This window comes from Vibrio sp. RE86, assembly GCF_013114545.1.
GTDB lineage: Bacteria > Pseudomonadota > Gammaproteobacteria > Enterobacterales > Vibrionaceae > Vibrio.
In genome coordinates, this window is record NZ_VTXI01000018.1 from 33,160 (window position 1) to 52,164 (window position 19,005).

17 protein-coding genes are annotated in these 19,005 nt (G+C 44.6%); 4 read left to right on the plus strand and 13 right to left on the minus strand.

Features of this window, described 5'->3' with window-relative positions; genetic code table 11:
- Positions 1-59: 59 nt before the first annotated feature.
- Positions 60-407, minus strand: a complete 348-nt coding sequence (locus tag F0231_RS16025; protein WP_171760711.1) for a DUF2799 domain-containing protein — start codon at positions 405-407, stop codon at positions 60-62.
- A gap of 204 nt (positions 408-611) precedes the next feature.
- Between F0231_RS16025 and F0231_RS16030 the strand changes: the two genes are divergently transcribed.
- Positions 612-2,096, plus strand: a complete 1,485-nt coding sequence (locus F0231_RS16030; protein ID WP_171760712.1) for a carbon starvation protein A — start codon at positions 612-614, stop codon at positions 2,094-2,096.
- 107 nt (positions 2,097-2,203) lie between these two features.
- Here the strand turns inward: F0231_RS16030 and ispH are convergent, their stop codons facing one another.
- The 6 genes from ispH to murJ all read right to left on the minus strand — a co-directional run bounded on the left by ispH (position 2,204) and on the right by murJ (position 9,954).
- On the minus strand, positions 2,204-3,169 hold the full coding sequence (gene ispH, locus F0231_RS16035; RefSeq protein WP_171760713.1) for a 4-hydroxy-3-methylbut-2-enyl diphosphate reductase: 966 nt from the start codon (positions 3,167-3,169) through the stop codon (positions 2,204-2,206).
- A 24-nt stretch (positions 3,170-3,193) separates the two neighbouring features.
- Complete coding sequence (fkpB, locus tag F0231_RS16040) at positions 3,194-3,625, minus strand: FKBP-type peptidyl-prolyl cis-trans isomerase (RefSeq protein WP_171760714.1); 432 nt, start codon at positions 3,623-3,625, stop codon at positions 3,194-3,196.
- A 138-nt stretch (positions 3,626-3,763) separates the two neighbouring features.
- The gene (gene lspA, locus F0231_RS16045; RefSeq protein WP_171760715.1) at positions 3,764-4,267 is read right to left on the minus strand and encodes a signal peptidase II; all 504 of its coding nucleotides are present in this window, start codon (positions 4,265-4,267) and stop codon (positions 3,764-3,766) included.
- 206 nt (positions 4,268-4,473) lie between these two features.
- Complete coding sequence (gene ileS / locus F0231_RS16050) at positions 4,474-7,302, minus strand: isoleucine--tRNA ligase (RefSeq protein ID WP_171760716.1); 2,829 nt, start codon at positions 7,300-7,302, stop codon at positions 4,474-4,476.
- A 55-nt stretch (positions 7,303-7,357) separates the two neighbouring features.
- Positions 7,358-8,302 (minus strand): bifunctional riboflavin kinase/FAD synthetase, encoded by a 945-nt coding sequence (gene ribF / locus F0231_RS16055; RefSeq protein ID WP_171760717.1) that lies wholly within the window; start codon positions 8,300-8,302, stop codon positions 7,358-7,360.
- An 89-nt stretch (positions 8,303-8,391) separates the two neighbouring features.
- Positions 8,392-9,954: a murein biosynthesis integral membrane protein MurJ gene (gene murJ, locus F0231_RS16060; RefSeq protein WP_171760718.1), complete on the minus strand. Its 1,563-nt coding sequence runs from the start codon at positions 9,952-9,954 to the stop codon at positions 8,392-8,394.
- A 247-nt stretch (positions 9,955-10,201) separates the two neighbouring features.
- Here murJ and rpsT point away from each other — a divergent pair, with 247 nt between their 5' ends.
- The gene (gene rpsT, locus F0231_RS16065) at positions 10,202-10,462 is read left to right on the plus strand and encodes a 30S ribosomal protein S20 (protein WP_004410238.1); all 261 of its coding nucleotides are present in this window, start codon (positions 10,202-10,204) and stop codon (positions 10,460-10,462) included.
- Between the two features lie 98 nt (positions 10,463-10,560).
- Here rpsT and F0231_RS16070 read toward each other — a convergent pair whose 3' ends face one another.
- Both F0231_RS16070 and nhaR read right to left on the minus strand, forming a co-directional pair.
- Positions 10,561-10,857 (minus strand): helix-turn-helix transcriptional regulator, encoded by a 297-nt coding sequence (locus F0231_RS16070; protein ID WP_171760719.1) that lies wholly within the window; start codon positions 10,855-10,857, stop codon positions 10,561-10,563.
- Between the two features lie 147 nt (positions 10,858-11,004).
- Positions 11,005-11,895 (minus strand): transcriptional activator NhaR, encoded by an 891-nt coding sequence (gene nhaR / locus F0231_RS16075; protein WP_171760720.1) that lies wholly within the window; start codon positions 11,893-11,895, stop codon positions 11,005-11,007.
- A 407-nt stretch (positions 11,896-12,302) separates the two neighbouring features.
- Here nhaR and F0231_RS16080 point away from each other — a divergent pair, with 407 nt between their 5' ends.
- Positions 12,303-13,451 carry a Na/Pi symporter gene (locus tag F0231_RS16080; RefSeq protein WP_367613481.1) on the plus strand — a complete coding sequence of 383 codons (1,149 nt, stop codon included), beginning with the start codon at positions 12,303-12,305 and terminating at the stop codon, positions 13,449-13,451.
- 154 nt (positions 13,452-13,605) lie between these two features.
- Positions 13,606-14,133: a phosphoribosyltransferase gene (locus tag F0231_RS16085; protein ID WP_171760722.1), complete on the plus strand. Its 528-nt coding sequence runs from the start codon at positions 13,606-13,608 to the stop codon at positions 14,131-14,133.
- A gap of 87 nt (positions 14,134-14,220) precedes the next feature.
- On the opposite strand, the gene F0231_RS16090 is transcribed toward F0231_RS16085, so the two are convergent.
- From F0231_RS16090 to ptsP, 4 genes are read right to left on the minus strand one after another with little or no spacing between them, the layout of a single operon-like run.
- Positions 14,221-15,072: a thymidylate synthase gene (locus F0231_RS16090; RefSeq protein WP_171760723.1), complete on the minus strand. Its 852-nt coding sequence runs from the start codon at positions 15,070-15,072 to the stop codon at positions 14,221-14,223.
- 9 nt (positions 15,073-15,081) lie between these two features.
- Positions 15,082-15,903, minus strand: coding sequence for a prolipoprotein diacylglyceryl transferase (gene lgt / locus F0231_RS16095; protein WP_171760724.1), 822 nt, complete (start codon positions 15,901-15,903; stop codon positions 15,082-15,084).
- A gap of 54 nt (positions 15,904-15,957) precedes the next feature.
- A complete protein-coding gene (locus tag F0231_RS16100) occupies positions 15,958-16,722 on the minus strand; it encodes a sulfite exporter TauE/SafE family protein (protein WP_171760755.1) in 765 nt (254 codons plus the stop codon).
- 35 nt (positions 16,723-16,757) lie between these two features.
- The gene (gene ptsP, locus F0231_RS16105) at positions 16,758-19,004 is read right to left on the minus strand and encodes a phosphoenolpyruvate--protein phosphotransferase (RefSeq protein WP_171760725.1); all 2,247 of its coding nucleotides are present in this window, start codon (positions 19,002-19,004) and stop codon (positions 16,758-16,760) included.
- Position 19,005 lies beyond the last annotated feature (1 nt).

Genomic DNA, 19,005 nt, shown 5'->3' on the forward strand with positions numbered 1-19,005 from the left:
GTACATCACCCCGTTAATCAATAGAAAGACGAAATATTCTCTATATTGGTGTGAACGCGTTATTTGTTGTTTGAAAAACTATCCCAACCTCGCTTCCATTCCATACGAAATTTCTGCGCGTTTTCTGTCCCTTCACAAACCCCTTCGTAATATTGACCAGACAGACCGATCTGATAAGCAAAGTTAGGATTACAGTACTCTCCAACCCCTTCCAGATAACCCTGATCATAATCTGATTGTTTTACACTGCCCAAGCTTGCCAAGTCTTTTAATGATCGCTGAGTATGACCACTCACGCCATCTTGATAACCAATTTGATACCAATCTCCTTCCTGAGCTAACTGCTGCGGGCTACTCGCACATGCAGCCAATAGAGCTACTGTGGCAACGACAACGATGCTTCTCATTGTTTTTCCTTGTTTTATCTGTACTTCATAATCAAACCACTAAATTCTCATAATTGCCACTTAGGATTGATAAAAACCATTTAGTTTCTCAGCAAACCACTCATTTCGTTATACGACCACTCACTGACTAAGCGAATGATTGTTTTCAATAGGTTCAATACTATCCACAGTGAGCTTATAAAATTTCACTAAGGAACAAGTGCTATGTTGTGGTTTCTCACCTGCGTTGCAGCCCTAATTGGCGGCTACTTTATATATGGTGCATTCGTTGAAAAGATTTTCGGTATCAATGAAAAGCGTCAGACACCTGCCCATACGAAAACTGATGGCGTTGACTATGTGCCAATGTCAACAAAGAAGGTTTACCTAGTCCAATTGCTTAATATTGCAGGTGTGGGTCCAATCTTTGGCCCAATCATGGGGGCACTGTACGGCCCTGCTGCGATGCTATGGATCGTTATCGGCTGTATCTTTGCCGGTGCGGTACATGACTACTTCTCAGGCATGTTGTCAGTACGTAATGGCGGAGCATCGGTTCCAACAATTACTGGTCGTTACCTAGGAAATGGCGCAAAACACTTTATGAATATCTTTGCCATTGTCCTACTACTACTGGTTGGGGTCGTTTTCGTTTCTGCACCTGCAGGGATGATTACTAACCTAATCAATGACCAGACCGGCCTAAGCGTCAGCATGACAACCATGGTTATTGCTATTTTTGCTTACTACATTATCGCGACGATTGTTCCTGTCGATAAAATCATTGGTCGCTTCTACCCGCTATTTGGCGCTCTGCTTATCTTTATGTCGGTTGGCCTAATGACTGCAGTTGCTTTCTCTAGCGAGCATACGGTGATGGGTGATTTCCAAGTTTCAGATATGTTCTCTAACTTAAACCCGAATGATATGCCTCTATGGCCAGCACTATTCATCACCATTGCGTGTGGCGCAATTTCTGGCTTCCACGCAACACAATCACCATTGATGGCGCGTTGTATGGAAAACGAAAAGAATGGCCGCTTTGTTTTCTACGGTGCAATGATTGGTGAAGGTGTGATTGCCCTGATTTGGTGTGCGATCGCTCTATCGTTCTTTGGCAACCTAGACGCACTTTCTGACGCGGTTAGCAACGGTGGCCCAGGTAATGTTGTCTACAGTGCATCATTTGGACTACTTGGTGTATTTGGTGGTGTCATTGCTTTCCTAGGTGTGGTTATTCTTCCTATCACATCTGGTGACACAGCGTTCCGCTCTAGCCGTCTGATTCTTGCTGAATACTTCAACGTTGACCAAAAAGCACTGCGTAACCGCCTGATGATGGCCGTACCACTATTTGTTATTGGTGGCATTTTAACTCAAGTAGACTTCGGCATTATCTGGCGCTACTTCGGCTTTGCTAACCAATCGACTGCAGTGATGATGCTTTGGACTGCATCGGCTTACTTATTGCGTCACAACAAGCTGCATTGGATTACCACAATTCCAGCCATGTTTATGACAACAGTCTGTGCGACGTTCATCTTAAACAACAGCTCACTTGGTTTTGGTCTACCAATGAACATCTCTACAGTATCAGGCATCCTATTCTCTCTAGCGGTAACGGCTTACGTTATCAAAAAATCAAAAGGGAAAGGTGAAACAGACCTTGCTGACGAAGAGAAACCACAAGCAGTCTCAGAAACTGCGTAAACAATGATATCTTTGCTTGCTAAACAAAAGGCTCCTTCGGGAGCCTTTCTCTTTTTGAGTGCAATAAAAAACCAGCGATAACGCTGGTCTTTTTGCAAAGGTTAGTCTTAATCGACTTGCTTAATCTGCAGCTCTTTTGGCACTTCGAAGAACATGTTTTCTTCTCGGCCTTGAATCTCTTCAACAGAGCGAGTGCCCACTAGCTCTTTAACACGATCTAAGATCTGATTGACTAGCTCTTCTGGAGCTGAGGCACCAGCTGTCACGCCAACCTGAGTCTTACCGTCAAACCACTCTGGTTTAATGTCTTCAGGACAATCTGTTAAGTAACCTGGCGTCCCGAGCTTTTCAGCAAGCTCTTTCAAACGAGTAGAGTTAGACGAATTCTTAGAACCCACAACAATCACAACATCTACGTCTGTTGCCATTTCACGAACTGCATCTTGGCGGTTTTGCGTTGCGTAACAGATATCATCTTTACGTGGACCTTGAATATCAGGGAACACTCGACGCAGCTCTTCAATCACATCGGCAGTTTCATCAACAGAAAGCGTTGTTTGACTCACGTAATGCAAGTTTGACGCATCTTTCACTGTCTCTTTTAGCTTGATGACATCTTCAGGTCTTTCAACCAAGTACATACCACCTTCATCGCTCGCGTACTGCCCCATTGTCCCTTCAACTTCAGGGTGGCCTGCATGGCCAATCAGTACCACTTCCATATGTTTACGGCTTGCACGAGCCACTTCCATATGAACTTTAGTCACTAACGGGCAAGTCGCATCAAAGACTGTCAGGTCACGTGCTTTCGCTTCTTTACGAACCGCCTGAGACACACCATGAGCTGAGAAAATAACGATATTGTCGTCAGGGACTTCGTGTAGTTCTTCAACAAAGACAGCCCCGCGTTGCTTTAGACCTTCAACAACAAAGCGGTTGTGTACGACTTCATGACGAACATAAATTGGTGGTTGGTACATTTCTAATGCACGTTCAACAATACTGATCGCACGATCTACACCGGCACAAAAACCGCGAGGGTTGGCTAACTTAATTTTCATTTCATTGCTCATGGCGTCGTTATCTTCTTTGGGCGCTTATTCTACTGATAAAATCTCAACTTCAAAAGTCACATCTTGCCCTGCTAAAGGGTGGTTGAAATCAACCGTCACCGAGTCACCAGCAATCTCTGTAATAATGCCCGGGATTTCCATACCATCACGACCACTGAAGGCCATAATAGTACCCACTTCCACTTCGGCGTCACCAACAAACTTAGCGCGATCCATATAATGAATATTGTCAGGATTTGGCATACCGAAAGCGTCAGCTGCTTTTAGCTCGATCGCTTTTTTATCTCCAGAGTTCAAACCAATCAAACACTGCTCAAAGTTTTCGCTCAGGCTACCGTCACCGATAACCAGTTTAGCGGGCTTGCCCATGTTATGGGTGCTATCCGCAACAGAGCCGTCATTCATCTTGATTGTAAAGTGCAGAGTTACTGCTGAGTCTTGGGCGATTGTAGTCACGTTACTGCTTCCTTGTTATGCGATTATCCTGCGCTGATTAGCATTATTGTACGAAGACGCGCAGGTTGCGCTCCAACATAATAAAAAGCGTCGCCCGAATCAACGGACGACGCTTAAGGTTATTCAATTTATCACGAATTATGCTTTCGCTTCATCTTTCTTACGAAAGCCATCGAGAATGATCATTGCCGCGCCGATACAGATAGTGCTATCTGCAAGGTTAAAGGCTGGCCAGTGATAATCACCCCAAAAGAAATCTAAGTAGTCGACCACGAAACCATGCACGACACGGTCAAAGACGTTACCCACAGCGCCACCAATGATCATGGCATAAGCGATATTATTCCATTTCTCTTTGGCTGGCAGTTTACTCATCCAGTAAGTCAGCATGCCTGTTACGACAAAAGCGATACCAGTAAAGAACCATCGCTGCCATCCAGACTGATCACTTAAGAAACTGAATGCCGCGCCATAGTTGTGAACGTAAAGTAAGTTAAAGAAAGGCAAGACCTCGATACGATTCGCCCAGCCATAACCCATGCTGTCCATGACAAATAGTTTGATACCAATGTCAGCAAAAAAGATCACAATGGCCAACCACAGCCAACGTACACCTGATTGTTTTAATGGAATGTTTGACATCTTATCCCTTAAAGAATTAAGCCCTAAAAATAACCCCAGTAGATACTGGGGCTATAATATTTAAATAAAGTTCCGAGAACTCTTGCTCTAAATTATTGGTGCTGTAGCAAGGCGACAAGCTTGCGAGACTCCTGAACATAGTTTTCCTATGTGATGGAGCGAGTCAGTGCAGTCAACACAGCTACAGTGCCAAGAATGACGAGCAATTATGCGAACTTGCGAACTTCACCTTCCCCATCAACGTTAGACACACAACGACCACAGATCTTCTCGTGACCTTCGATTGTGCCTACGTCTGGAGAGTGGTGCCAACAACGGTCACACTTCTCAGCTTCTGCTGCTTTCACTTCAACAAACAGACCTTCAACATCAGTTGCTTGCGCTGCATCAGATTTCTCGCTTAGAGGCTTCACTGTTGCAGCAGAAGTTAGAAGAACGAAACGCAGTTCATCTTCTAGCTTGTTAATTTTCGCTGCTAGTGCATCTTCAGCGTATAGCGTCACTTCTGCTTGTAGTGAGCCACCGATAGTCTTCTCTTTACGAGCGTCTTCTAGAAGTTTGTTTACGCCACCACGAACCGCTTGGATTTCAGTCCAGAACTCGTTGTTTAGCTCTTCACCTTCAGCCAGACCGAATAGACCTTCGAACCACTCACCTGTGAAGACAAACTTCTCACGCTCACCTGGCATTTCGTTCCAGATTTCATCTGCAGTGAACGACATAATTGGCGCCATCCAACGAACTAGAGCTTCTACGATGTAGTAAAGCGCAGTCTGACAGCTACGTTGAGCGTGACCACCCAGCTTAGCTGTGTATTGACGGTCTTTGATTACATCCAGGTAGAATGAACCCATTTCGATAGAACAGAACTGCATTAGACGCTGAGTCACACCGTGTGTGTTGTACTCTTCGTAAGCCTTAACAATCTCTTCTTGCGCAGCAAGTGCACGACCAACAGCCCAACGGTCTAAAGCAACCATCTCTTCTGCAGGAACGATATCTGTTGCAGGGTTAAAGCCATTTAGGTTCGCTAGGAAGAAACGCGCTGTGTTACGGATACGACGGTACGCATCAGCAGAGCGTTTTAGGATTTCATCAGAAACTGCAACTTCACCCGTGTAGTCTGTCGACGCAACCCATAGACGAAGAATATCTGCGCCTAGTTTGTTCGTTACATCTTTTGGTGCAACTACGTTACCGATAGATTTAGACATCTTACGGCCGTGACCATCAACCACAAAACCATGTGTGAGTACTTGCTTGTATGGCGCTTCATCTTTCATCGCAATTGATGAAATGAGAGAAGACTGGAACCAGCCACGGTGTTGGTCTGAACCTTCAAGATATAGGTCAGCGCTTGCACCGTTGTACTCTTCACGAGCATCAACTACAGAGTAGTGAGTCACACCTGAATCAAACCATACGTCTAGCGTATCTAGCACTTTTTCGTACTTGTCTGCTTCTTCGCCTAGTAGATCAGAGATTTCTAGATCCCACCACGCTTGAATGCCTTTTTCTTCAACTAGCTTTGCAACTTGCTCAACCAGTTCAATCGTATTCGGGTGAAGCTCGGCTGTTTCTTTGTGAACAAATAGAGCAATTGGCACACCCCAAGTACGTTGACGAGAGATACACCACTCAGGGCGACCTTCAATCATACCTTCAATGCGGCTTTGACCCCACTCAGGCATCCACTCAACACCTTTGATTGACTCTAGTGCTTTTGCACGTAGGCCAGCTTGGTCCATAGAAACGAACCACTGTGGTGTTGCACGGAAGATGATTGGCGTTTTGTGTCTCCAACAATGTGGGTAGCTGTGCTCGTAAGCATGGTGATGTAGCAGCGCGCCTTTTTCTTTTAGCGTTTCTACTACGGCATCATTTGCTTTAAATACATGTTGACCAGCAAATAGCTCAGTGTCAGGTAGGTAAACACCGTTTGAACCGACTGGGTTCGCTACTTCTAGGTTGTATTTATTACCAACTGCGAAGTCTTCTTGGCCGTGGCCAGGTGCAGTGTGAACAACACCAGTACCAGATTCCGTTGTTACGTGATCGCCAAGGATCGCAGGAACAGTAAAGTCGTAGAAAGGGTGTTGGAACTGAGAAAGTTCAAGGTCGGCACCTTTAGCAAAACCAAGGTTATGGAAATGCTCGATACCCGCACGGTCCATAACGTCTTTCGCTAGTTCAGATGCAACGATGATACGCTCTTTCGTTTCGCCCTCTACTTGGATGAGTACGTACTCTAGATCATCACGTAGACATACTGCGCGGTTTGCAGGCATTGTCCATGGTGTTGTCGTCCAGATAACGATCGATATATCGCCTTCACCTTCATGACCTTCGTTTAGATCAAACTTAGACAGAAGTGCAGCTTCGTCTGCTGTTTTAAAACGAACATCAATAGAAGGAGATACTTTATCTTTGTACTCTACTTCCGCTTCAGCAAGCGCGCTGCCACAGTCAGTACACCAATGAACTGGTTTGAAACCTTTCAGTAGGTGGCCGTTGTCTGCAATCTTACCAAGTGCACGAATGATGTTTGCTTCTGTAGCAAAATCCATAGTGCGGTAAGGCTTGTCCCATTCACCCATGATACCTAGGCGCTTGAAGCTCTCTTTTTGACCTTCAACTTGACCAGCCGCGTATTTACGACACTCTTCACGGAACTCAGCCGCAGAGATTTTTTGGCCTGGTTTGCCTTTCTTCTTTTCTACCATTAGTTCAATAGGTAGACCGTGACAGTCCCAACCAGGAATGTACGGTGCATCAAAACCAGAAAGTGTTTTGGATTTAATAATAATGTCTTTAAGAATCTTGTTTAGTGCGTGACCAATGTGAATGTCACCATTCGCATATGGAGGGCCATCATGTAGAACGAAAGATTTTTTGCCTTTCTTCGCTTCACGGATTGCGCCGTAAAGGTCTTCTTTATACCAACGCTTAAGCATTTCTGGCTCACGATTTGCCAGATTGCCACGCATCGGAAACCCTGTTTCAGGAAGGTTCAGGGTATCTTTATACTCACTCATCGATTCTTAATTCCGTTGTGTTGGGTGACAGTTAGACATTATGCCAAGCAGCGAACTAAACCGCTTGGACTTTACGCTGCTGCAGCCACACCCTTGCTGCCTCAGCATCCAATTCAATTTGTTGTTTTAAAGCTTCAAATGACTCAAATTTATGCTCATCTCGAATCTTATCTAAAAGTACGATTTCTAGCTGTTTGCCATACAAATTCGCTTTAAAGTCGAATAGGTGTACTTCTAGTTGTTGGCGAACGCCGTTGACCGTCGGTCTATTGCCTATATTTGCCACGCCTCCGATGGGTTCTCCGCCAAGGCCAAGAGCCTCAACAGTGTAAACACCAGACACCGGAGATACGCACCGTTTCAATGGGATATTTGCCGTAGGAAAACCTATGGTTCGTCCTAGTTTTCGGCCATGTGATACACGCCCACTGATACTGTAGTCACGCCCAAGCATTTCTGTAGCTGCATCAAGCTTATCTTGCGCTAATGCTTCACGAATTGCGGTGCTACTGACACGCAGTTGCTGTAAGCAGAAGCTTTGGGTACTAACGACTGTAAAGCCATGCACTTTTCCCGCTTTTTGTAGCATGGAGAAGTTACCTTTTCGGCCTTTTCCAAAGCAGAAATCATCGCCTACGACGAGAAACTTAACACCCAAACGCTTCACCAACAAGTCACTAATAAACTCGTCAGCACTTTGGTTAGCAAACTGATGATTAAAATTCACACAAAGCAGGCGCTCAATATCAAGTTTGCTCAATTGAACGTATTTATCTCGCAAGCGCGTTAATCTGGCTGGCGCTTTATCTTTAGCAAATAGCTCCAATGGCTGAGGGTCAAAAGTCATTACCGTAGAAGGTAAACCTAATACTCGAGCCTGTTCAGATACTTGGCGTAAAACTTCTTGATGCCCTAAATGAACACCATCAAAATTTCCGATCGTCAAAACACACCCTTGATGATGTGGCTTGATGTTGTGAATACCGCGGATCAATTCCATTGGAAAGCGCTAAAAACCTATCTTTATATGAACTTCTCTTCAAAAAGAGACATCGTGCGTGAAACTGACGGATTATATACTAATCACACTTACTCTGTCGCTGCTTTTAAATCTTTTAAACGAACACCAAGCAGAAGTAAGGTCACCAAGTAGACACCGGCCCCTAAACCAATAAGCAATGTAAGCCACATCACGCGCTCGAGTAAGCTCCAACTTAGCCACACGCTCATCTCTTCTAATTGCCAAACAATGGCAGCAACCATCAAGCCACCAGCAACCACTAGCTTAGCCATAAACAGTAAGGTTTTTTTGGTCAATTGATATACGCCTGCAAGGTGCAGACCTCTATATAAAAGAGACATATTCACAAACGCAGACAATGCGGTCGCAATAGCTAAACCTACATACCCGTAAAACCAAGCGAAAATCGCGTTAAATACCATGTTAGTTACCATGGCGATAATGCCGTACTTCACCGGTGTTTTTGTGTCTTGGCGCGAGTAGTAGCCCGGTGCTAACACTTTAATTAGCATGAAATTGAGCAGGCCTGACGCATAAGCCATCAAAGACATGGAAGCAAATTCAACATCTTGCTGCGTAAACTCACCTCGCATGAATAAAACCATCAACATTGGTTTAGATAGCACAATCAAACCAAGCATCGCAGGTACACCCAGCAGCGTCACCATTCGTACTCCCCAGTCCATGGTTTGGGCAAAACCATCACTTTGCGCATCAACGTGTTTACGAGAAAGCGCAGGCAGAATAACCGTCGCGATGGCAATGCCAAATAGGCCCAGTGGAAACTCAAGTAGACGGTCAGAGTAATACAACCAACTGATCGAACCCGTTTGTAGGAAACTCGCGATAAAAGTGTCAAATAGCAGGTTAATTTGGCTAACCGAAACACCAAATAGAGCAGGAATCATTAAAGTGCGGATTTTGACAACGCCTGGATCGCGCCAACCCCACTTTGGCTTCACCATTACGCCAGCTTTAATGAGAAATGGGATCTGAAATAGAAACTGAACTAACCCACCAAGGAAAACACCAATAGCAAGACCAATTTCAGGCTGAGCTAATTGCGGAGCTATCAACCAAGCCGACAGAATAATCATGACATTGAGGAACACTGGGGTAAAAGAGGATACGGCAAACTTACCCAGCGTATTTAGAATCGCGCCAGAGAGCGCAACAAAAGTAATGAACCATAAATAAGGAAAAGTGATTTTTAACATCAAGCTGGCAAGTTCAAACTTTTCTGCAGATGGGCCGCCATTCATCCAGTCTAAGAACCAACCAAAACCAAACATGGCCGTCACGACACCCGAGCCTAAAACGCCAAGCAGTGTCACAACAGAGACAATCACACCCAAAGTACCGGCGGCTCGTGCAATCAGCTTTCGCGTTTTATCCATGTCTCCTGCGGCATGACTTTCTGTTAAAACAGGGACAAACGCTTGAGAGAACGCCCCCTCAGCAAAAAGACGTCGTAAAAAGTTTGGAATTTTATTGGCAAAAAAGAAGACATCAGCACTTGCCCCTGCCCCCATCAAATTAGCCACTACGACATCTCGTACTAAGCCTAAAACACGAGAAATCAACGTCATGGCACTCACTATCATGCCCGACTTGAGTAGACGTTTACTCACAATAACCTCAGAAATTTAAAATTTCGCCCTACTTTACATCAGGAATGTCATAACCAGAGCAGATTAGTATTAGCATTGAAAAAAAAATACTGTTAGAATCCCCGCCATCTTAACCGTGAAGACCTTTCAATCCAAAATTTGTTTGGCTAGATTGGTTTTTGCACAAATTATTTGACATTTAAGCGCAAATGAGGGATATTCCTCGCCCTTAAATTGTCACTGAACTAAGTTTTTGGGAGTTAGACCCTTGGCAAATAGTAAATCTGCTAAGAAGCGCGCTATCCAGGCTGAGAAACGTCGTCAGCACAACGCTAGCCGTCGCTCAATGATGCGTACTTACATGAAGAAAACTGTTGCTGCTATCGAAGCAGGCGACAAAGCTGCTGCAACTGAAGCATTCGCTACAGTTACACCAATCCTAGACCGCATGGCGACTAAAGGCCTTATTCACAAGAATAAAGCTGCTCGTCATAAGTCTCGTTTCGCTGCTGCAATCAAAGCTCTTTAATTAGAACTCTGATTACTCAGTGAAAGAAAAAACCGGCTTACGCCGGTTTTTTTATATCCAAATTTCAGGGAAATGCTCTGTTTCCCCATCCAGTAGCCTTATTCTTTACAGTAGAGATCGTGCAGAAGCTGGATCATTGCTTTCACCTCTTCACTGCTTAATGTGTAGAAGACCGTTTGTGCTTCTTTGCGCGTATTAACTAGGCCATCTCGACGTAACCAAGCTAAATGTTGCGATAGCGCCGACTGACTCAGCTCTAACTTACTGCACAGTTCTCCAACCGACAGCTCTTGATTGTGCAGCAAGCATAATATTTGCAGACGTCGCTCGTTTGCCATCGCCTTTAGTAGTACAACCGCCTGCGCAGAGTTTTTTTCCATCTCTTGTAAGTTCATAGGCGACAACCTCTTATACAACCATACATCGACAAACTTCTCTCATTACTAGAATACCCACATAGGAAGCAATGAATTTTAAGTGAATTATGTCAAATGGTAATCGAATTAATTCAACTAATCTATGTCATCAAATCGAAATGCGTACTAATTAAACAAGGATGTGAAGTCTGCATCACAAACATTCTTCACCGCTGGGTGCTGAATCATTCGTTCCGCAAAAATTACGTAGTACTCTTCTTTTAGCTCCGAGATGTGGCCAATCAATTGAAGCGGAAGATCACTTTCCACTTCCGACATATAAATGGAGGGAGCTAAGAAAATGACATCGTGGTGATAACGGGCAAATGCCTTCATCAATGCGACATCATCAAATTCACCCAGAATGTTCGGTTTAAGGCCTTGTCGGTCGAACCATTGCAGTACTTTCCGACCCATAGAGGTGCGACTGCCCGGGATCAGAAGTTTTCTCTGTTCAAGTACCGCTGGGAAGCTGACGTTATCGACATTCCCAGAGCAAAAGAAGCTCATATTCGATTCACCTAACTTCTTACTAAACAAGCCAGGGCTTTGACTCGAGTCCACCGGACAGTCTGATAGAATCATATCCAATTTGTGCTGTGAAAGTTGTTCTAATAACATTTCGTGAGTCGACTCAAAACAGCGCAAATGAATACTGTTATCTTCCGGTACGGTAGTCAGCAATATTTTACTCACCAATCGTTTCGACAAGGCATCAGCGACACCAACATCAAACAAGATATTCGAGCGTTGACTGTAATTAACAATATCGAGCATCTCGTAGCTTAGCCCAAACATACGATCGGCATATTTAAACACCAATTGACCAAGCTCGGTCGGCTCAAGGCTACGACCGTTACGCTTAGTCAACTTGCCATCCATTCGCTCTTCCAACGCTTTAATCTGGCCGGTCACTGTTTGGGGCGTGAGAAACAGGGCATCGGCGGCTTTAGTAACAGAGCCCTGCTTACAAACCATCCAGAAGTAATAAAGGTGGTTGTAGTTTAAGTGCGACATGGAAAAATACTCTTCATAAACAGATACAGAGGTTATAGCAGAAGCGTCGCATGACAACAATAACTCGGCAAAACCTTATTAAACATGCCATTTGATAAGTTTTACCGATAATTAATTTTATAATATGACAATGCAATGTAACAAAGTCACTGAGATTGGAAAAAAAAGTGTGATTTTTAGTGATTTTTTTTCGATAAATCAAGCAACTCATAAGCTAACAAAAAGTCATTTAATTCATAACCTTAAAATCATTGTAAATTTCAAATTACAGCCAAAAATAACCCTGCCTGATAAAAATATTTTCATTACACACAACTGTAATATTACTGAAATATTTCCCCTCTAACATCGCCCTCAGTTTCAACAACAGACCAAAACAAAGACATTCACGGTCCACGGAGAAAATGATTATGAACCAAGCTACTTCTACAGCAGCGCCGATTTCGAGCACTACTCGCTGGTTGCGCTGGGCTAACTTGGCATTCATGTTGTACCTACTACTACTTGCAGTATCTATGGTTGGTAGTGGTTTTAAATGGGCAGTTGGCGATCAAGCTAAAGTTCTTTTTGAATTCGCTTCTCACCCAGTTGCAGGCCTAATGATCGGTCTAACAGCAACCGCTCTAATTCAATCATCTAGTACAGTGACTTCCATCATTGTTGGTCTAGTGGCAGGTGGTCTACCTGTAGAACTCGCTATTCCTATGATCATGGGTGCGAACATCGGTACTACCGTAACCAACACTCTTGTTAGTCTTGGTCACGTTCGTTGTAACAATGAATTCAAACGTGCATTTGCAAGTGCAACAATTCATGACTTCTTTAACCTGCTGGCGGTAGCAATCTTCCTACCACTAGAAATGATGTTTGGTATCTTAGAGAAGATCTCTCACTGGTTAGTATCACCAATGCTAGCAACGGGTGATATGAGCATCAAAGGTCTAAACTTCATCAAACCAATCACTAAGCCTGTTGTGAGCGCGATTAAAGAGCCTCTAGCAACATTTGGTGACCAGGTTGGCGGCATCCTTCTAATCGCTCTAGGTATCGCGACTATCTTCATTGCAATCACTGTAATGGGTAAGCTAATGAAGAGCCTAATGGTTGGCCGTGCTCGTGAAATCCTAAAGAACGCAATTGGTCGTGGTCCACTACACGGTATCGCTTCTGGCTCTATTGTTACTGTACTTGTTCAGTCTTCTTCAACGACAACAAGCTTAATGGTTCCACTAGTAGGTTCAGGTGTACTTAAAGTACGTGACGTGTACCCATTCACACTAGGCGCTAACATCGGTACGTGTATTACAGCACTACTAGCGGCAACAGCAGTATCAGGTGAGTTCGCAGTATTTGCTCTACAGATTGCACTCGTACACTTAGTGTTCAACATCCTAGCAACAGTATTCATCTTCGGTATTCCGTTCCTACGTGAACTACCAGTAAAAGCAGCAGACTATATCTCAGATATGGCCGTTAAGAATAAAGCTGTAGTTGCTGGATACCTAGTTGCAGTATTCCTTGTGCTACCAGGTTCTATCCTAGCCCTGACAGCATAATCGAAGCTCAAATACACCATCGCTTGCGAAGCCCTCAACGAAAGTTGGGGGCTTTTTTATGCTCATAAAAGCGGAACAAACACCCAACAAAGTCATCTCTATTTGCCCTACCCTTTACTGCCTATAATGAGCCCATCAATAAAAGGGGATAGATATGCAAAGCGAAGAGATTGGCGATGTCGTGCTTAACGCGAAACAAATCGAGCAAGGTGTTGAAATCGTTGCCGAGAAGCTAAACCGAGTATTTAAACAGGCCGTCGTAATCACAGTCATCCCTGGCGGTACTCTATTTACGGCTGACTTGGTGAGGAAGTTAAGCTTTCCACTCGAAATGGATTTCATATCTTGCCCTCACACCCCAGGCGACCGCCACAATGCGTCGTCCATTACGTTTGATAACAACATCGAACTCACTGACAAGCATGTGATTATGATTGATGACGCCATTGAATCTGGTGGAACGATGAAGCGACTGGTACAGTTTATAAAAGATAACCACCCTATCGCCTCACTTTCCATTGCCACTCTGTTTGTGAAACCTGGAAGAGTCGAAATCGACGCACCGTACTACTTCGCCTATGAGATGGACAGTGATGATCTTCTGATCGGCTATGGATTACCTTGGAAAGGAAGATTTCGTAACTTGCCTTATGTCTGCAAGTTAAACGATGTTCAAGACTAGACGCTGTTAGTCCTAGTCCAAAACGATAGACAAATAAAAAGGTCAGCCGTGTGGCTGACCTTTAACGTTTCTATTGTTCGTTATCGCTTATACCGAGAACGGATATTTAATCGCGTCATGGTGTTCGTAACCTTCTACCCAGAAGTCATCCAACGTAACCCAAGTTTCCAAGTCTTCAAGAGACTTAATCTCTGGGTTGATGTGGAATGTTGGCGCTTGCAAAGGCTCACGTTTCAACTGAACATCACGCATTAACTCTAACTGGTCTTCATAGATGTGAGCATTGACTATCTTATGATATGCCTGACCCGCTTTCTTGCCAGTAATCTGAGCCATAATCGCTAAGAAGACATACACCTGAACCATATTGAAGTTTAGGCCAAGTGGGACGTCACACGAACGCTGAGTGCTGTTTAGATACAGAGTATCACCAAGCAGCGAAAAGTGGTGGCTGTACATACAAGGACGCAAGCAACCCATATGGAATTCACCTGGGTTGTAGAAATTTAGGATCTCTCCACGGTCATCCACACCGCGTGTCAAATCATCCACAATCTTACGTAGCTGATCGATATGACCACCATCTGGTTTCGCCCATGCACGTCCTTGAACACCATAAACTCGTCCCATGTCATCTTCGCCCTTACGATAAGGGTTATTCAGCCATGCATCGTTTAAGTTCGCGTTCGCGTCCCATGTTTTAGTGCCAAGTTTACGGAAATCTTCAGCGTTATCGTAACCACGAATATAACCAAGTAACTCTGCTACTGCCGCTTTCCAAAAGCTTTTACGTGTTGTAACAAGTGGAAATTGGTTGTTTGCTACGTCGTACGTCAGGTCAGCATTGATAACGGTCAGGCAACGTTTGCCCGTACGCTCATTTTCAATCCATTCACCTTGGTCAACGATTCGCTGACAGAGATCTAAATACTGTTTCACACCAATTCCTTACTTCGTTTGTTGCGGTAATTCGTCTTTGTAGTGACCACGCTTGTAAGCCCAAACCACCATTAGAGCACCGATAAGTACCATAGGTAGAGACAAGATTTGTCCCATTGAGATAAACCCACCAAATAGACCTAAATGAGCATCTGGTTCACGTACGTATTCAACTAGGAAACGGAATGTACCATATCCTGCCAAGAATAACCCTGATACTGCCCCAAGAGGGCGAGGTTTCTTAATGAACCAATTCAAGATAAAGAAGAGAACGATGCCTTCTAGAACCATTTCATACAATTGAGATGGGTGACGTGGCAGTGGGCCACCATTAGGGAAGACAAAGGCCCAAGGCACATCCGTCACGCGTCCCCATAGCTCGCTGTTCATGAAGTTCCCCAAGCGCCCCATGCCTAACCCAAATGGAACCAGCGGTGCAATAAAGTCAGCAACACCGAAGAAAGTGCGACCGTTCTTCTTTGCATACCAGAACATCGCGGTGATCACACCAAGTAAACCGCCGTGGAATGACATACCACCAGTCCATACTTTGAAGAGATAGAGAGGATCCGCTAAGAAAAGGTCGAAGTTGTAAAACAGCACGTAACCAACACGGCCACCGATGACAACACCTAAGAAACCAGCAAACAAAAGATCAGAGACTTGTTCTCTCGTCCAACCGCTATCAGGCTTATCTGCACGTCGATTTGCTAGCCACAGAGCAAAAGCAAACCCGACTAAATACATTAAGCCATACCAGCGAATAGACAACGGCCCGATGGAGACTAATATCGGGTCAATATTTGGAAATGTAAGATATCCCTGAGACATGGGCGATTAACTCTTTTAATTTAGATAATGATAAAGCGTATAGATGAGAGTACGTTACAGCAACATAGTTCCAGCGACAAACACCAAAAAGAGTGCAAATATCTTTTTCAACGTAGGTGTAGGTAAAGAAGTTGCGAGTTTAGCGCCAATGCGAGTGGTCAGCATTGACGTGGAAGCAATGGCAATCAAGGCAGGAAGATAAACATAACCTAAGCTATAACTTGGTAGCGACTCCACTTTGTAGCCATGAAGTATAAAACCAATCATGCCAGAAATCGCAATCATGCATCCACATACAGACGATGACCCGACTGCTTTGCGCATTTCAACACCATGACGGTTTAAGAACGGTACAGAGAGAGAGCCCCCCCCTATCCCTGCAAGGCTCGAAACAACCCCAATGCCTGCTCCATAGGTGACTGTAGCAATATTGCCAGGCATCGGCTTAGAGGCTTTGGTTCGAATAGAAAACAGCATTTGAATCGCGAGTAACAGGACAATCACACCGAAGACTTTTGGCAAGTAAGTCGCAGGAATCCACTCCGCAACATTGGCCCCTAAAAAGCCACCGACGACCACTCCTGGCATCAACCACTTCACAACGTACATATCAACATTGCCAAGCTTGAAATGATTTAGTGCTGAGGAGCCGGAAGTCGCGATGATGGTAGAGAGTGAAGTCGCCAAAGCGATTTGCATACTAATGGCAGGATCGATTCCGGCCCAAGGTAACAAATACAACAAAGCAGGGACAACAATCAGTCCACCACCAATACCCAAAAGGCCAGCCATCACGCCAACGACAGCCCCCAGCGCCATAAAAGATACAATTAATTCAACCAGCACAAAGGCCCCTACTTCTTACCCGCACGAATAAAGCCAGCAAAGCCTTTACTCTCGAAAAATGATTGCATCATAGTATATATGTCACGACCATAAGGTTGCATCAGGGCTTTGTCAGCAAGATCTTTAAGCTCGTCAACTTCAGTATGGCGCAGCAGGTATTTGACTTTAGCGACATTGGAAGTGTTCATGCTGAGGCTACGATACCCGAGTCCCACCATCAAAAGGGCGCCTATCGGGTCACCGGCAAGTTCACCACAAATACAGACAGGAAGATCCAACTGTTGGCAGCTATCAAAAATATGTCTTAATGCCATGATGACCGATGGGTGCATCGACTCATACACATCGGCTACACGTGCGTTGTTACGGTCGACTGCCAACAGATATTGAGTTAAGTCATTGGTACCGATAGAGACAAAATCGACTTTACTCGCAATCAAAGGCAGCAAGTAGATCATCGAAGGGACTTCAATCATGACGCCAATTTTAGGCATTCTTAAACGATCATCCAGCTCAGCGACTTCTTGGTAAGCGCGTTCGATTAACTCGATGGCATCATCTAGCTCTTGTGCTCCAGAAACCATAGGTAGCAAGATACTTAGATTATGATGCTGAGCACTTGCCTTCATCATGGCTCGGATTTGCATTAAGAAAATATCAGGGTGATCAAGCGTAAAGCGGATACCACGCCAGCCTAAAAACGGGTTGTCTTCTTCAATAGGTAGATACGGTAAAGCTTTATCCCCCCCAACATCTAGGGTACGCATCACCACACGTTTGTTTGGGTAGGTAGAAAGTACAGCTTGATACTGCTGCGTTTGTTCTTCTTCAGACGGGAAGCGGTGCTGCAATAAGAAAGAGATCTCAGTCCTGTACAACCCCACCCCATCAACGCCTTGGTTGACCGCAATATTTGCGTCAGCACTCAATCCCGCATTCAGCATTACTTCAATACGTTGCCCATCCTTAGTCTTTGCTGGTTCTTCAATGCGCTGATTGACCATATTGGCCAGCTCACGTTCTTCGCTGGCCAAAGAACGGTATTCACGCAAGATCTGGCGGTTAGGTGAGACCAGAATCTTACCGCTGTAACCATCAACAACTCCCTGCTTGCCATTGATAGTTTTAAGGTTAAGGCTAACCCCCATTACCGCAGGAATGCCCAGAGCACGCGATAAGATTGCAGCGTGTGAGTTCGCGGCACCTTCCAAAGAGATCACCGCAAGCAGCTTATCTTTCGGAATCGAAGCCAAAAGGCTCGCAGTCAATTCTCTAACAACTAGGATGATTGGCTTTTCAATTGCAGGGCGATCTTGCGCTGTATTGTGTAAGAAAAAAAGTAAACGTTGCCCCAATTCACGAATGTCTTGCGCACGTTCACGCAAATAGACATCGGACATACGCGCAAATCGGTTGGAGTATGACTCAACCACTTGACGCAACGCCCAATCAGCTCGATCACCCTTTAAAATCTGCGCTTTAAGATCTTTGCGCAGCATTGGATCGTTAAGAAGGTGAGTAAAGAGGTCAAAAATCGCCAATGCGTCTTTATTGATTTCACTGTCGAGCTTTTTACGCATCCGACGAAAATCATTCAGCGCCTCTTCTATCGCAAGCAAAAGCCACTCTTGTTCAGCTTCTATATCTAGCGTTGACGCTGGGTATACATTGCTGAGTTCAGGTTGCGTATCATCCCACCAGAATTCACCAATAGCGACGCCTGATGAAGCAGGTACACCACGAATCGCCTGCTGTTTTTTCTCTAAGCGCCATTGGCCTTGAGTTTGAGCATGCGCAATGATGACCGCTATCTGTGCGGCGAGGGTGACAAGAAACGACTCTTCCATCTCATTGAATGAGCGTGGATTTTTTTGCTGAACAACCAAGACGCCAAGGACTTGCTTGCGGTAGATAATAGGCGTACCAAGAAAGCTCTGGTAAATTTCTTCACCAAGCTCTGAGAAGTACTTAAAGTTAGGATGTTTTGAAGCTTCAGCGACATTCAACGGCTCTGCGCTACGTTTTACAAGGCCGACTAAGCCTTCGCTGAAACGAATATGGATTTTATCACCTTTGAAGCGCAGGCCTTGAGTCGCCATTAACTCAAGACGCTGTCGTTCTTCATTAGCAAGATAGACAGTGCAACATTCAGTGCTCATTGCACCGCATGTTTGTTTAACCAAAATATCCAAAGCTTGATGAACATCTTCTACTTTAGATACCTGTTCAACTATTTCCCTTAGTTGAGAAAGCATG

What these genes read in the sequence shown, in the direction of transcription:
- F0231_RS16025 (WP_171760711.1), bottom strand. Translation starts at nt 407, where the DNA reads ATGAGAAGCATCGTTGTCGTTGCCACAGTAGCTCTATTGGCTGCATGT.
- F0231_RS16030 (WP_171760712.1), top strand. Translation starts at nt 612, where the DNA reads ATGTTGTGGTTTCTCACCTGCGTTGCAGCCCTAATTGGCGGCTACTTT.
- ispH (WP_171760713.1), bottom strand. Translation starts at nt 3,169, where the DNA reads ATGAGCAATGAAATGAAAATTAAGTTAGCCAACCCTCGCGGTTTTTGT.
- lspA (WP_171760715.1), bottom strand. Translation starts at nt 4,267, where the DNA reads ATGTCAAACATTCCATTAAAACAATCAGGTGTACGTTGGCTGTGGTTG.
- ileS (WP_171760716.1), bottom strand. Translation starts at nt 7,302, where the DNA reads ATGAGTGAGTATAAAGATACCCTGAACCTTCCTGAAACAGGGTTTCCG.
- ribF (WP_171760717.1), bottom strand. Translation starts at nt 8,302, where the DNA reads ATGGAATTGATCCGCGGTATTCACAACATCAAGCCACATCATCAAGGG.
- F0231_RS16070 (WP_171760719.1), bottom strand. Translation starts at nt 10,857, where the DNA reads ATGAACTTACAAGAGATGGAAAAAAACTCTGCGCAGGCGGTTGTACTA.
- nhaR (WP_171760720.1), bottom strand. Translation starts at nt 11,895, where the DNA reads ATGTCGCACTTAAACTACAACCACCTTTATTACTTCTGGATGGTTTGT.
- F0231_RS16085 (WP_171760722.1), top strand. Translation starts at nt 13,606, where the DNA reads ATGCAAAGCGAAGAGATTGGCGATGTCGTGCTTAACGCGAAACAAATC.
- lgt (WP_171760724.1), bottom strand. Translation starts at nt 15,903, where the DNA reads ATGTCTCAGGGATATCTTACATTTCCAAATATTGACCCGATATTAGTC.
- F0231_RS16100 (WP_171760755.1), bottom strand. Translation starts at nt 16,722, where the DNA reads ATGGCGCTGGGGGCTGTCGTTGGCGTGATGGCTGGCCTTTTGGGTATT.
- ptsP (WP_171760725.1), bottom strand. Translation starts at nt 19,004, where the DNA reads ATGCTTTCTCAACTAAGGGAAATAGTTGAACAGGTATCTAAAGTAGAA.